The organism is Streptomyces guryensis, assembly GCF_021261325.1.
GTDB classification, from domain to species: Bacteria; Actinomycetota; Actinomycetes; order Streptomycetales; family Streptomycetaceae; genus Streptomyces; species Streptomyces guryensis.
Genome location: NZ_JAJSBI010000004.1, coordinates 102,520 through 116,257, shown reverse-complemented (window position 1 = coordinate 116,257; position 13,738 = coordinate 102,520). Strand labels below are relative to the sequence as shown.

General features: G+C 71.5%; 12 protein-coding genes and 1 pseudogene. 8 read left to right on the top strand and 5 right to left on the bottom strand.

The genetic code is table 11. The features are described 5' to 3' along the window. The first annotated feature begins 22 nt into the window (after positions 1-22). The 3 genes from LJ657_RS10035 (at position 23) to LJ657_RS10025 (ending at position 4,328) form a co-directional block, all read left to right on the top strand. The gene (locus LJ657_RS10035; RefSeq protein WP_232648074.1) at positions 23-754 is read left to right on the top strand and encodes a DUF7873 family protein; all 732 of its coding nucleotides are present in this window, start codon (positions 23-25) and stop codon (positions 752-754) included. Positions 755-1,345: 591 nt separating this feature from the next. Next, complete coding sequence (locus LJ657_RS10030; RefSeq protein WP_232648073.1) at positions 1,346-3,244, top strand: FUSC family protein; 1,899 nt, start codon at positions 1,346-1,348, stop codon at positions 3,242-3,244. A 118-nt stretch (positions 3,245-3,362) separates the two neighbouring features. Continuing rightward, positions 3,363-4,328, top strand: a complete 966-nt coding sequence (locus LJ657_RS10025; RefSeq protein WP_232648415.1) for an SMP-30/gluconolactonase/LRE family protein — start codon at positions 3,363-3,365, stop codon at positions 4,326-4,328. A gap of 48 nt (positions 4,329-4,376) precedes the next feature. Here LJ657_RS10025 and LJ657_RS10020 read toward each other — a convergent pair whose 3' ends face one another. Next, positions 4,377-5,330: an endonuclease/exonuclease/phosphatase family protein gene (locus LJ657_RS10020; protein ID WP_232648072.1), complete on the bottom strand. Its 954-nt coding sequence runs from the start codon at positions 5,328-5,330 to the stop codon at positions 4,377-4,379. A 137-nt stretch (positions 5,331-5,467) separates the two neighbouring features. On the opposite strand from LJ657_RS10020, the pseudogene LJ657_RS10015 reads away from it, so the two are divergent. From LJ657_RS10015 to LJ657_RS10005, 3 genes and pseudogenes are all read left to right on the top strand, one after another. Beyond that, positions 5,468-6,831, top strand: a pseudogene (locus LJ657_RS10015) (amidohydrolase). 112 nt (positions 6,832-6,943) lie between these two features. After that, positions 6,944-7,159 carry a hypothetical protein gene (locus tag LJ657_RS10010; protein ID WP_232648071.1) on the top strand — a complete coding sequence of 72 codons (216 nt, stop codon included), beginning with the start codon at positions 6,944-6,946 and terminating at the stop codon, positions 7,157-7,159. Positions 7,160-7,395: 236 nt separating this feature from the next. Further along, positions 7,396-7,581: a DUF8839 family protein gene (locus LJ657_RS10005; protein WP_232648070.1), complete on the top strand. Its 186-nt coding sequence runs from the start codon at positions 7,396-7,398 to the stop codon at positions 7,579-7,581. 21 nt (positions 7,582-7,602) lie between these two features. Here the strand turns inward: LJ657_RS10005 and LJ657_RS10000 are convergent, their stop codons facing one another. From LJ657_RS10000 to LJ657_RS09990, 3 genes are all read right to left on the bottom strand, one after another. Further along, a complete protein-coding gene (locus tag LJ657_RS10000) occupies positions 7,603-9,459 on the bottom strand; it encodes an ABC transporter ATP-binding protein (protein WP_372487902.1) in 1,857 nt (618 codons plus the stop codon). A 273-nt stretch (positions 9,460-9,732) separates the two neighbouring features. Further along, positions 9,733-10,173, bottom strand: coding sequence for a hypothetical protein (locus LJ657_RS09995; RefSeq protein ID WP_232648069.1), 441 nt, complete (start codon positions 10,171-10,173; stop codon positions 9,733-9,735). After that, positions 10,164-10,802 (bottom strand): ATP-binding protein, encoded by a 639-nt coding sequence (locus LJ657_RS09990; protein ID WP_232648068.1) that lies wholly within the window; start codon positions 10,800-10,802, stop codon positions 10,164-10,166. Before LJ657_RS09990 ends, LJ657_RS09995 begins: the two co-directional genes overlap by 10 nt. Positions 10,803-11,029: 227 nt before the next feature. Between LJ657_RS09990 and LJ657_RS09985 the strand changes: the two genes are divergently transcribed. Next, positions 11,030-11,890 carry a Sco1979 family transcriptional regulator gene (locus LJ657_RS09985; protein WP_232648067.1) on the top strand — a complete coding sequence of 287 codons (861 nt, stop codon included), beginning with the start codon at positions 11,030-11,032 and terminating at the stop codon, positions 11,888-11,890. Continuing rightward, positions 11,891-12,145, top strand: a complete 255-nt coding sequence (locus tag LJ657_RS09980; RefSeq protein WP_030933216.1) for a DUF397 domain-containing protein — start codon at positions 11,891-11,893, stop codon at positions 12,143-12,145. It begins immediately after the preceding gene. Positions 12,146-12,274: 129 nt separating this feature from the next. On the opposite strand, the gene pdxR is transcribed toward LJ657_RS09980, so the two are convergent. Further along, positions 12,275-13,696 carry a MocR-like pyridoxine biosynthesis transcription factor PdxR gene (gene pdxR, locus LJ657_RS09975; protein ID WP_232648066.1) on the bottom strand — a complete coding sequence of 474 codons (1,422 nt, stop codon included), beginning with the start codon at positions 13,694-13,696 and terminating at the stop codon, positions 12,275-12,277. Positions 13,697-13,738 lie beyond the last annotated feature (42 nt).

The following is a 13,738-nucleotide window of genomic DNA, read 5'->3' as shown; positions in this document are numbered from 1 at the left end:
TGTCGCTGCTAATGTCCAAGACGTGGCGAAACTCAATCAGATCATCGCAGTGGAGAAGGGCATCAAGTCCAAGGCGCACCAGGACCTGACGGCCGCTCACCACGGGCTGCAGAAGCCCGCTTTGCTGGCCGGTATCTCGCGTACCTATCAGCCGAAGGACGAGGAGGGCGAGCAGTTGCCGCCCGAGTCGACGCGCGTGCAGGTGCAGGCCGAGGACGTGTTGCGGGAAACCGCGACGACCCTGACCCGGCTGTTCGACGTGACCGCCACCAAGGACTGGGCCAACTGCGCCGCCCGTGCCGATGTGAAGGTGGACGGTCGGGTGCTTGTGGCGGACGTTCCCGTCTCCTATCTCCTTTTCCTCGAGAAGCAGCTCGTCGATCTCAACACCTTCGTGCGGAAGCTGCCCGTTCTCGACGCCTCCGAGTCGTGGGTGCAGGACCCTTCCACGGATGCCTGGAAGACGGAGCCGGTGCGGACTCTGCGGACCAAGAAGGTGCCGCGCAACCACGTCAAGGCCGAGGCGACCGAGAAGCATCCCGCTCAGGTCGAGGTCTACTACGAGGACATTCCCGTCGGGTACTGGACCACCGTGAAGTTCTCCGGTGCTCTTCCCGCCCGCCGCGTCAACGAACTCCTCGACCGTGTCGAGAAGTTGCAGCAGGCCGTGAAGTTCGCGCGTGAGGAGGCGAACGGCACGGATGTAGTCGACCAGCGGGTCGGTGACGCCGTGTTCGGCTACGTGTTCGGGTAGCCTTTGAGACTCCCCGGTCCTTTGCGGCCGGGGTGCGCGAAGAGCGCAAGCTGAAGCTGAAGCTTGTCGTGACTGAGCGGTTCCAGTGGAGGTTCGAGTCCTCCCCGCGGCATCAGGAGCAATTCCGGGAATCCCCGTGCCGCGGTAGCCCAATCGGCAGAGGCAGACCGCGATCAAACTCAGACTCTCGCTCCAGACTCAGCATTCGCCGTCGATCGCCGGATCGACCGGGTTCTGGCCTCAGCGCGTCGAAATGCTGGTTCAAGTCCAGTCCGCACAGCTCGATGTGCGGTGGTCCAAAGGCAGGACGCGACGACATAAGACTGACCGGAACCCTCAAGCGTGCCGGCGTGTGAATATGGGCGGCATCACAGGGCCCGGGGGCAGGCTACGCCCCCGGGTCCGCTTACGTTGTCCGGGAATTGCGTTCATAAAGAACACGCCTCCCCGGCCGACCGTCACATCCCGGAAACACAATCGTCGCGTTCGCTCCAACGTCGCGATCTACGGTGGGGACCACACCCCGTGATTCGGCCGCCGTCGCCCGAAGGCCCACCCCCGCCCTCGCCGAGACGACAGGAGCCCAGCCCCGTGTCCCGCCCCACCGCCCGCACCGGTGATCGTCGCCCCCTCACTCTCCCGCCCTGGCTCGCCCACACCCTTCGTGCCCAGCGCGGCCCCATCCCCTGGAGCGCCGTCGTACGGGGCGCCCTCGCCGCCGGGCCCCTCCTCCTCGCCTCCGTCCTCCTCGACCGGACCTCCCTCGGTGTCGTCGCCGCCATCGCCGCCATGCTCGCCGGGATCAACGACCGACCGGGCAGCCGCCGTACGTCCGTCAGGCGGCTCGGGGTGCCCGCGCTCGCCGGGGCAGGGGGGCTGCTCGTCGGGACGTATGCCGGGGCGCATGTCGGAGCGGTCGTGCTCACCCTCCTCCTCACCGGTATCGGCCTGCTGGCCGGAGGCATGAGCGCCGTCGGCCCCGTCGCCTCCGGGGCCGGTACTCAGTTGCTCGTCGCCTCCGCCGTCGGGGCCGGGATGCCCGTCCCGGAGGCGGGATGGCTGCGGGCCCTCGCCTTTCTCGCCGGCGCCGGGTGGCTGCTCGCCCTGCGGCTGCTGCTCCCCACGCCAGGTGCCACCGCCGGTGACTTCCGGTTGGACGGGGAGCGGGACGCCGTGGCCGCGGTGTACGACGCCGTCGCCGAGCTCCTCGATGCCGTCGGGACCGAGCACGCCAATGCCCGGCGCGTGGCGCTCACCGCCGCCCTCGACAACGCGCAGGACGCCCTCGCAGGCCCCCGGCTGCGGCGTTACGCCTCCTCCTCCGCCGAGCGGCGGCTGCACGCGCAGTACGCCGCCGCCCTCCCCCTCGCCGAGGCCGCGACCGCGCTCGCCTGGGCCGGGGACGCCGTGGCCGGGCGGGCATCCGAAGGCCCCCGACGGCTCGCGGCCGCCGTACGGGAGAACACGCACACCGGGCCGCTGCCCGCACCCCACCGTTCTGCGCCCGCCCTGCGCGCCCTCGACGACGCACTGCTGCATGCCGCCGACGCCTTCGACCAGGGGGAAGGGGCCGACCTGCACACCCGCAGGCGCACGGCGATGGCCCTCTTCCGTACGGCCTTCGGGGCCGGCGGGCGGGAGTACGGTCTGCGCGTCGCACTGTGCTTCGGGGCCAGTGCCGCCGTGGCCCAGGCCTTGCACCACACCCGTTGGTACGGGCAGCACGCGCACTGGTACTGGCTGCCGGCCACCGCCGTCTTCCTCGTCAAGCCCGACCTCGGGCCGCTCGCGTCCAGGGTGCTGAACCGTGCGGCGGGCACCGTCCTGGGGGCCGTCGTCTTCGCCGGGTTCGCCGCCCTGTTGCCCCGGCCCGAGGGACTCATCGCACTCGTGGCCGTCAGCGGGGCCCTCATCCCCGTCGCCACCCGGCACTTCGCCGCGCAGACCGCCGTCGTCACCGTGCTCGTGCTCGCCCTGGTGATGGTCGGCGGAGAGCCGCAGGCCTCCGTCAGCCGGATCGGTGAGACCCTGCTGGCCTGCGCGATCGTCCTCCTCGTCGGGCATCTGCCGATGCCTGGGCAGCGGGGCGGGACGGTGCGGGCCCGGCTCGTCGCGGCAGGCGGCGCCGCGCACGCCTACCTCGCCCATGTCCTTGATGAGGCCCGCGACCCGATGGCCGGCCCAGACTCCCGCGCCACCCGCTGGACCCTCCGCCGCGAGGCCTACCGCACGCTCGCCGAAGCCCACACCGCCATCGCCCTCGCCGCCGCCGAACTCCCCGCGCTCGCCCGGCACTCGGAGGGTGCGGACGACGTCGTCGCCATCCTCGAACGGCTCGTCGACACGACCACCGCCTGCGCCGTTCAGCTCGACGACTCGGGACGTCTGTCCGCCCACCAGCGGAGGCAACTGGCCGAGCTGGTCGGGCAGTTCGAGAAGGGACGCGAGCGGACGGGGCTACGGCTGCCCGAGCTGCCCCTCGCCGTCTGACCGCGGGGTGAACTCCCGGGCGACGCAAGGAAATTCGTACGACAGTTCCCGTCCCGCGTCGCACACTGGTGCCTTCGCGCCCCATTCCCAGGAGAGGTTCATGTCCAAGCAGAGGTTCATGCCCAGACTCCCGCACCTGGTCGGTACCACCACGGCCGCCGTCGCGCTGGCGGTGCTCGCGACCGCTCCCGCGTCCGCGGACGAACTGACCGTGTCCCAGCCCCGCGTCGTCGCCCACTTCGACCTCGCCGCGGGGCAGACGCCGGAGAACATCGCCGTCGAGCCCGACGGCTCCGCCGATCTGACCTTCGCCTCCGCCCGGCAGGTCGCCCACGTCACCCGGGACGGGAACGCGTCGATCCGCGCGACCCTGCCCGAGGAGCCGAACCCGAACACCCCCGTACTGAAGGCCGCGACCGTCTTCGGCATCGCCCGCGCCCACGACGGCACGCTCTACGTCGACTACGCCACCGGCACCGACAAGACCGGCATCTGGCGCATCGCCCCCGACGGCAGCGCGCCCCGGCAGATCGCGCAACTGCCGACGACCGCACTGCCCAACGGACTCGCCCTCGACGAGCGCCACGGCGTGCTCTACGCGGCCGACTCGGCGCAGGGCATCGTGTGGCGGGTCCCGCGCGCCGGCGGCACGCCGACCGTGTGGGCCAAGGACACCGCCCTCGACCCGGTCCCGGTCACGGGCGCCGGTTTCGGTGCGAACGGTGTCAAGGTCCACGGCGGAGCCGTATGGGTGTCCAACAGCGACCGGGGCACGCTGCTGCGCATTCCCGTACGGCCGAACGGCTCCGCGGGTGCGGTCGAGACCCGGGCGACCGGGCTCACCAACGTCGACGACTTCACCTTCCCCGGACCGCACGACGACACCGTTCTCGCCGCCCTGATCGGCGTCAGCGAGCTCGTCGAGGTACGCCCGGACGGCACCCACTCCGTCGTCCTCACGCAGGCGGACGGGCTGTCCAACCCGACCTCCGTGGCCGTGCGCGGCTGCACGCTCTACGTCAACAGCGCCGCGTACTTCACCCAGCAGGACCCGAACCTGCTCGTCGCCCATCTGGACCGCTAGCAAGCCCAGTCGCGGGGCGTGCCACTCCGGCCCGCCCCGCCGAGCGGATCACTGCCCGACCCGCACCCACACCGGCGCATGGTCCGACCCCGGCTTCCCCCGCCGGTCCGCCGGATCCGGCCCCACCGACGGCAGCCGCAGCGTCCCGTCACCCGGCAGGCCCGTCCCCGCCGCCGTCACCCGCCGGACCAGGCGGTGGCTGACCAGGATGTGGTCGATCAGCTCGCGGCGCCCGGAGTTGACACGGGAGTAGCGCTGCTCGGCGGGGATCAGCGGGGCCACGTCCCACAGCCGTTCCGCGTCGCCCTGGTCGGGCTGGTCATAGCCAGGTGTGCCGATCTCGGAGCCGGGCGGGCCGAGCAGGACCTGCGTGGTCGCGGCCTGGACCTCGTCGTTCATGTCGCCCAGTACGGCGATGTCCCGTTCGCGTCCGTCTCCGGCCAGCAGGGTGTCGGCCAGCGCGCGCAGGGCCGTCGCCTCGGCGGCCCGCCGGTAGAGGGCGTAGGCGCCGTAGCGGGCCCGTTCGCCCTCGTCATGGGGGAAGAAACGGTTTCCCGGATAGGTCAGCAGCTTCGACTTGAGGTGGGCCACGGCCACCCGCAGCGGGCCGGTGTCCGTCGCGACCTCGACCGCCAGGAAGCCGCGCCCCGCCGCCGACACCTGCGCACCGGAGTCGTCCTCCTGCACGGGCCGCAGCTTCGCCGGGAACGCGTTCGTGTCGGCCACCACCTCCACCTCCGTACGGCTGAGGAAACCGACCCGGATGCCCCGGCCGTCCGGCTGCCCCGACAGCGCGACATGCCAGTCGCCGTCCAGCATGCCGACCAGGTCGTCCAGCGCCTCGGGCTCGCCGACCTCCTGCACGCCGAGCAGTGCCGGGTCGAGCTCCGTGATCACGGCGGCGAGGGAGGCGAGTTTCGTCTCGTAGGCGGCCTTGTCCTTGGGCCCGAAGGGGCTGCCGGGCCGGTACAGGTTCTCCAGGTTCCAGGTGCCGAGGAGCATGCCGGGCCCCTTCCAGAAGCCGTGCGGCGAGCTGTGGTGAGGACAGGGTCCCCGAGACCGGCCGTTTCCGCGACCGGGCGGGACAGCATGCGCGGTTCGGCTCACGCCACCCGACGACCACGCCGTACGTCGGCGGGATGACCGACTCTCCCGCCGACCTCGTCATCACCGGGTGCACCGTCCTCGTACACGACGAGCAGGAAGGGATCGGGTTCGAGGAGGACGCCGCCGTCGTCGTACGGGACGGGGGCGTCGAGTCGGTGACGGCGCCTCCGCGGTACGGCACCTCGCCGCGGCCGAGCGCATCGACGGACGCGGCCAGGTCGCGATGCCCGGCCTGATCAACTGCCACACGCACGCGCCGATGGTCGCGCTGCGCGGCGTCGCCGAGGACCTGCCCATCGAGGAGTGGTTCAACGACGTCGTCTGGCCCGTCGAGTCCAACCTCACCGGAAGAGATGTGGAGTTGGGGGCGCGGCTCGCCTGCGCCGAGATGATCCGCGGCGGCGTCACCTGCTTCGCCGACCACTACTTCGCCATGGACGCGGTCGCCGCCGTGGTCGAGGAGTGCGGGATCCGGGCCCACCTGGGGGAGGCGTACTTCTCCTCCCAGGGACCCCGAGGCCGGGAGAGGTCACTGGAGTTCGCGCTACGGCACCGGGGTGGCGCCGGGGGCCGCATCACCACCGCCCTCGCCCCGCACGCGCCGTACACCGTCGACGACGCCGACCTCACCGCCACCGCCGAACTCGCCCGCACCCACGGCCTGCCCGTCCACCTGCACGCCGCCGAGAACCGCGACCAGACCGACGTCAGCCTCGACCGCCACGGCGTCACCCCGATCGAGGTCCTTCGGCGCACCGGCCTCCTCGACACCGATGTGCTGATCGCCCACGGCACCGGCATCGTCGAGCGCGACCTGGCCGTTCTCGAAGGCGCCACCGGCCGGGTGGCCGTCGCCACCGCGCCCCGCGGCTACCTCAGGTTCGCCTGGCCCACCACCACTCCGATCCGCGCCCTCAACGACATCGGCGTCCCCGTCGGACTCGCCACGGACGGTGCGGCCTCCAACAACTCCCTCGACGTGTGGGAGTCGATGGCGCTCACCGCCCTGATCCAGAAGCAGACCACCGGCGACCCGCGCTGGCTGACGTCCCGTCAAGCCCTGCACCACGCAACCCTCCAGAGCGCCCGGGCCGTCGGCCTCGGCGGCACCCTCGGTGCCCTCGCCCCCGGCCGCCGCGCGGACCTCGTCCTCGTCGACCTCACCGGCCCGCACACCCAGCCCGTCCACGACCTCGCCGCCACCCTCGTGCACAGCGCCCGCTCCTGCGACGTAACGACGACGATCGTCGACGGACGGGTGCTGATGCGGGACCGGGAGCTTCTCACCCTCGATGTCCCGGCGGTGGTACGGGAGTTGGGGGAGCGGATGCCCGCACTGCTCGACCGCGGCCACGGCCGCCGGATCCAGGATTACAAGACCGGGAAACCGGCCTAGGAGAAGCGCTTTGCCGCCAACCGACGGTGACCGTGCGGTCGCGCCAAGTGGTTTCACGCTACACAGGAAGGCCGGAACGTACGGCGGCATTCGTCTGAGGGGAGACCGGCCGGTGGAGCTCACGATCGATGTGGGGGTGCTGCTCGCTGTCGTCATCTTCGTGCGAGCACGGCGCAAGCCTCTGGCCCGCAGCCGTTCCGACGCATGGCTGACCGTCTTTCTCGCCCTCGCCTTCGGCGTGCTGATCGCCCCGACCACCTTCGGCCAGGGCGTCTTCCATGTCGTCGGCCAACTCGCCCAGGGCATAACGCAGAGCACCGGTCGCTGAGCTCCGCCCCCTGCGCCGAACCCCATGGATCCCGCCGGCGGGGTGGGTGTCACCACGAGTACGAGGAATGAAGCAGAAAGTAGTCGATATGTGGCCGGGATCTTCACTAAGTGACCGGATCCTCACGCTCCGCGGTGAACGAGTGTCAACTACGTCTCAGTCCGGCAACTGAGCGAGGCGTTCGGCCCCTGGAAGGCGTTAACTCCTACAAGTACGACGCTTTCTGGAGGTGCAGGATGGTGAACGGGCGAACAGTGCTCGAACGCTTTCCCGCGGGCGGGCCGCGGGGATCGTGGCCGGCCGAGGAGTTCGCGCATGCGCGGCGCCTGGAAGGGCTGGCCGCAGAAGTCGTCATGGACCTTGCGACGGACACGTTTCTCGTGGTCGTGCGCAGCGAGGCGGCCGCAGACGCGGTCGCGTGACCGCTCCGCATCGGCGCCGGCTCAGCCGGCCTTCGGCACCGGCGCCGTGTACTGCTCGGCCTGGAGCGAGTACAGCTCGGCGTAGATACCGCCGCTGGCCAGCAACTCGTCCGGGGTGCCGGACTCCGCGAGGCGGCCCTGGTCGAGGACGTGCACCAGGTCCGCATGGCGCACCGACGCCAGCCGGTGGGTGATCAGGACTACGGTCTGCCCGGCCGAGGCCAGCGCGCGGATCTTCTCGAAGACCTCCAGCTCGGCCCGCGCGTCCAGGGCCGCCGTCGGCTCGTCCACGACCAGGATCCGGCCGCGCCGGTAGGCGGCCCGTGCGACGCCGAGCCGCTGCCACTGGCCGCCGGACAGCTCGTGGCCGCCGTTGAACTGGCGGGCCAGCAGGGTGTCCAGGCCGCGCGGCAGATCGGCCACCACGTCCTCCGCGCCGGCCTCGGCGAGCGACGTGGTCATGCGCTCCTCGGTCAGGGGCGCGGAGGAGCGGCCGATGGCCACGTTGACGCGGGCCGTGAACGGCCAGCGCTTGAAGTCCTGGGCCACCATCGCGACCCGTTCGGCGAGCTGGTGCCGGTCCGCGGTCGCCGTGTCGACGCCGTCCCACAGGATCCGGCCGCCGTCCGGCTTGTACAGGCCCGCGAGCAGCTTGATCAAGGTGGTCTTGCCGGAGCCGTTCTCACCGACCAGCGCCACGATCCGGCCCAGCGGGAGGGTGAGCGTGACGTCGTCGAGGGCGGGGCGGGCGGACTCGCCGGGGTAGCTGAACGTGACGTTCTCGAAGCGGATCTCCCGCGGATCCTCGGGCAGCGGGTCGCCGCCCACCGGGATCGCCCGCTCGGCCGCCTCGACGTACAGCTTCTGCAGATCGCCCACGAACAGGGCGTCCTCATGGAGCGAGTTGACCGCCACGACCAGGTTGTCCAGGCTCGACGAGCCCGTGCGGATCGCGATCACCGCCGTACCGGCCACGGACAAGGCCATCGCCCCGGCGAGCAGCAGTCCGCCGAGCGTCGCATACGTCGCCACGTTCGCCAGGCCCGTCCAGGCCGCGGCGATCAGCCCGGTGCGCGCCGCCAGGCGGGCCAGCCGCGCCTGCTCGGCCTCCGCCGTCTCCGACATGGCGTGATAGTGCCGCAGGAGGAAGGGACCGACCCCGTGCACCCGGATCTCGGGAGCCGCGGCCGGTTCGGTGAGCAGCCCGCTGAGCAGATAGCCGGCCCGGGCATGCTGCACCCAGGTGTGCCAGGACTCGTAGCGCCGGCGGGCGTTCGTCAGCGCGCTCCACGCGGTCGGCAGCGTCATCGTCGCAAGCAGCGGAAGCAGCACGGGGTGCAGCACGGTCAGCACGCCCGCCGCCGCGGTCAACGAGATCAGCGCGCTCACCACACGCGTGGAGTACGAGATCATCCGCCGCGCCGAGCCGGCGCCGTACTGCGCGGTGTCCAGCAGCTTGTGGAAGGCGTGGTCCTCGATCGCCGCCAGCTCCACGGCCGCCGCACGCTCCAGATACAGCTCGGTCGCGACCCGCTCCACCTTGGGTTCCAGGCGCCCGGTCGCATAGGTCGACGCACCCCGCAGCAGCGCTCCGAGCAGGGCCACGGCGGCCATCGCGGCCAGCACCGGCACGGCGTCGCGCAGCCGGTCCCCGATCGCGCCACCGCCGATCAGCCGCCCCAGCACGCTGTTCATGGCGAGCAGGCCCACCGCCTGTGCCGCGCCCCGGCCCGCCTCGGCCGCCAGCACGATCCGTGCCGCCCGCCGGTCGGCCTGCCAGGCGAGCCGGAAACTGGATCCCAGCAGGGCCGGCAGGCGCGTCACCATGGCCCGGAAGTTCAGTTCGAGGAACGCGTCACGGTGCTGGTTCCAGCCCAGGTCGTAGCGCAACGGCCCGCCGAAGAGCAGCTGCTCCGACTCGGAGACCTCGGGCGTGCCCCCGTCACGCCTGTTCTCCCGCCCGCCCGCGCCCCGTGTCTTTCCGCGCCCACCCGAGCCCTGTGATTCCGCCACCGTCGGCCTCCCCCGATCCACGTCGACGAACGGCCACTATCGCGGGACCGGGTCCTTCGGGGGAGAGCGTGTGTCGCAGCGGGACGAGCGCGCGGGCGTACGCCCTGCAAGGAAGCGATGTTTACGCAACCACGAGGGTCATGCGACCGCCGGCCGGGACCACGTCGGCGTCGTCCCCGTCACCCGGCACAGCGCCAGGTACAGCGGGATCGGCGGGGTGTAGGGGAGTGTGCCGCTCGGCCGGTGGATGAGGTCGGGGACCGCCGGGGCGTCCGGAACTAGCGCCCCGGCGGCGTACTGCGCGGGCGTCGGCCACTCCAGGGCGTAGTCGGAGTCGGACGGGACGAGCCACCACCAGTGCGCGGCGTCGGCGTAGACGCACCCCACGCGCGGCAGCCGGGACAGCACCAGCGGGCCGAAGCGGGCGGGCACCTCCACCGCGTCGCAGCCCATCGGGGCCGTCATGCCGTCCGGCACGGGCAGCCGCCGGGGCGTGCTCGGCGTGCGCACTCCGCGCCCGAGGCGGACCAGCGTGTCCAGGCTGAGCACCCGGCCGCCGGAGGCAGCGCTCACCGCCATGCGGCCCCCGTCCCGTGCTGCCCGTGGTGTGCGTCCCCACCGTGGGGTGCGGTCGCCTCGTCCTCGTCGCCCGAACCGCCGGCCGGGCCCGGTTTGGGGCGGGCTCCCCACCCCAGGTCGTTGCAGGGCCCGCAGTCGTGGCGGGGCGTGTCGGCCTTGCGCGGCAGCTCCGCCCAGACCAGCAGCCCCGGACCGTGCTCATGGGCGCCCCATGCGTCGCACAGCGCGTCGATGAGGAGCAGCCCCCTCCCGTGCTCCTCCTCGGGCCGCGCCCGCGACGCACGGGGCGCACCCGGGGAGCAGCCCTCGTCACCCACGGCTATGCGCACCAGCTCGTCGCCGTCGTGCAGCTCGCAGACGATGTGGCTGCTCGCCGTGTGCACCAGCGCGTTGGTGACCAGCTCGGAGATGACCAGAGCCGCGGTGTCGCAGGTGTCCTCGCACACCGACCAGACGTTCAGCCGGGCCCTCGTCAGGCGTCTGGCCTGCGCGGGAGAAGCCGGGTGCGCGGCCAGCTCGAAGCGGAACCGGCGCTCGGCGGCGGCCCCCTCGTGGCGTGCACCGAGGCTGTGGGGGTGGCCTTCGGCGGCGTCTGTTCCTAAGGGCGCGGACGGAATCACGCTTGCCACTATCGCCCCGGCGTGAACACTTGGCAAGTGTCACTCTGAAAATTGCAGAGTGCCTGTGACGGTGTGGAAGGCCGTGGCACACTGCTCGCAACAGCACCTCACGCGGCGCCAGTTGGGATCGACGGAGACCCGTACGAAACCGTACAGATCTTCGAATAGGTCTTCGAATGGCGCCGTATGGCTGTCAGCATGCTTTTTGGACTCTCAGCGGCCACGGGAGGTGGAGGGTGAGCGAACCGCGGTCCGCACCGACGGTCGGTCAAGTCGTCCTCGGTCGCCGTCTGTTGGACCTGCGGGAGCACGCCGGCCTCAAGCGTGAGGAGGCCGCCCGCATCCTCCGTGTCGCCCCCACCACCGTCCGCCGCATGGAGATGGCCGAGGTCGCCCTCAAAATCCCGTACCTCCAGCTGCTCCTGAAGTCCTACGGCGTCTGCGAGGAGGAGGCCGAGGTCTTCGTGCGGCTGGCCGAGGAGGCCAACAGACCCGGCTGGTGGCAGCGGTTCCACGACATCCTGCCCGGCTGGTTCTCCATGTACGTCAGCCTCGAGGGCGCCGCGAGCCTCATCCGCTCATACGACCCCCACTTCGTCCCCGGCCTGTTGCAGACCGAGGAGTACGTGCGCGGCGTCCTGCGGTCGGGCGCGATCGGCCAGACCAGCCCCGAGGACATCGAACGCCATGTCGCCCTGCGCATGAAACGCCAGGAGCTGCTCACCCGTCAGGACGCGCCGCGCTTCTGGGCCGTCATGGACGAGACCGCGCTGCGCCGCCCGGTCGGCGGCCCGGAGGTGATGCGTGCCCAGATCGACCGACTGCTCGAGGCCACGAAGCTGCCCAACGTGACCGTGCAGGTCGCGCCCTTCGCGGGCGGGCCGCACCCCGGTACGTACGGGCCTTTCGTGCTGTTCCGATTTGCCATGTCAGAACTGCCGGACATGGTCTACAGCGAGTACCTGACCGGCGCCGTCTATCTCGACGCGCGTGCCGAGGTGGCGACCCACCTCGAGGTCATGGACCGCATGGCGGCACAGGCCGCTACGGCACATCGCACGAAGGAGATCCTCGAGGATCTCCGCAAGGAGCTGTGAATGGATCGCATCAAGCCGCGCAAACACGTCTACAACGGCATGCCCGCGCGGGAGCTGGGCAGCGAGGGCTGGCTGAAGCCGTGGAGCGGCGGCAACGGCGGCAACTGCCTGGAGGCGATGAAGCTGGCCGACGGCCGGATCGCCGTCCGCCAGTCCACCGACCCGGACGGGCCGGCGCTGATCTACACCACCGACGAGATGACTGCGTTCATCGAGGGAGCCAAGGCGGGGGAGGCGGACTTCCTGCTGTCCTGACGTGATGGTCCGAGGCCTGCTCGGACACTTGCTCAGCCTTCCCTTCTGATCGAGAACTGCTTGACTGTGAACTGATGGATCATCAATTAATGGTGGGACCGACACCGTCGGCAAATGGGGGGTACTGGGTCAGGGGCGCGGCGGCAGCACCGTGCACAGTGCCTCCAACGCCGCCCCGTACGCATGCTCGGAAGGCGTCGCGTAGCCCACGACCAGGCCGTCCTGGGCCGTCATCTCCGTCGCCGGGTGACGGAATTCGGCCAGTCCGTCCAGGGCGACGCCCTGCCACCCGGCAGCCTTGACGGCGGACCGTTCAGTGCCGGGCGGCAGCCGCAGAACCGCGTGGAGGCCCGCCGCGACCCCGGTGACCTCGATGTGCGGTGCATGCTCGGCGAGCGCCGCGACGAGGCGGTCACGGCGGCTCCGGTACCGCTGCCGCATGCGCCGCACATGACGGTCGTACGAGCCGGAGACGATGAAGTCCGCAAGGCTCAGCTGGTCGAGGACGCTCGCCCACGCCTCGCGCTCACCCTTGGCCGCGAGCACACCGTCGACGTACCGGCCGGGCAGCACCATCCAGCCGAGCCGGACGGCCGGGGACAGGCTCTTGCTGACCGAGCCGAGGAGGATCAAGCGCTCGGGGTCGAGTCCCTGGACCGCCCCGACGGGCCTGCGGTCGTAACGGAACTCCCCGTCGTAGTCGTCCTCCAGGACCACCCCTCCACGCGCGCGTGCCCAGTCCACCACCGCGGCCCGACGCTCCGCATGCAGTGGCCCACCGGTCGGGAACTGGTGCGCGGGCGTGAGCAGAACGGCCCGCTCCCGCGTCAACCGGTCGACACGTGCGCCCTGTTCGTCCAAGAGGAGCGGTACGGTCCGCACGCCCACGGCGGCCAGCAGCTCCCGGTGGAACGGCAGCCCGTACGCCTCCACGGCCAGCGGTCCGGCCAGGACCGGGTCCCGGCCGCCGAAGAGCAGCCGCAGGCCGTGCGCGAAACCCGAGCAGATCACGATCCGGTCCGGCTCGGTGCGTACACCACGCGCGCGTGCCAGATACTCCGTGAGCGCCTCCCTGAGCTCGATCCGGCCGGCGGGATCGCCGGGGCCGAACACCTCGTTGGGCGCCTGCTGCAGGGCCCGCCGGTAGGACGCCAGCCAGGCCGCGCGCGGGAACGCGGAGGCGTCCGGGGTGCCCTGGCGCAGATCGTGGCGGGGGCCACGCGCGCGTGGAGACGTTTTTCGGGGCGCCCGCTCGGCATGGTGCAGAGGCTCGGCACGGTCCGCCACCCGGGTGCCCGAGCCCTGCCGGGCGGTCAGCCAGCCCTCCGCGACGAGCTCCGCGTACGCGTCGGCCACCGTGTTGCGGGCGACACCCAGGTCGGCCGCGAGCGAGCGATACGGCGGCAGCCGGGTGCCGGGAGCGAGCCGCCCCGCACGTACGGCCTCGCGCAACGCCCCGATGAGCGCGGCCCGCCGCCCACCCGCTTCGGCCAGCTCCAGATGCAGGTCGGCCCCGATCCGCTCAGCGGAATTGACCCATGCTTTCGCCATGGAAATGCACCATAGCGTGGGTCTTTCTGCCGCATAGGTTGA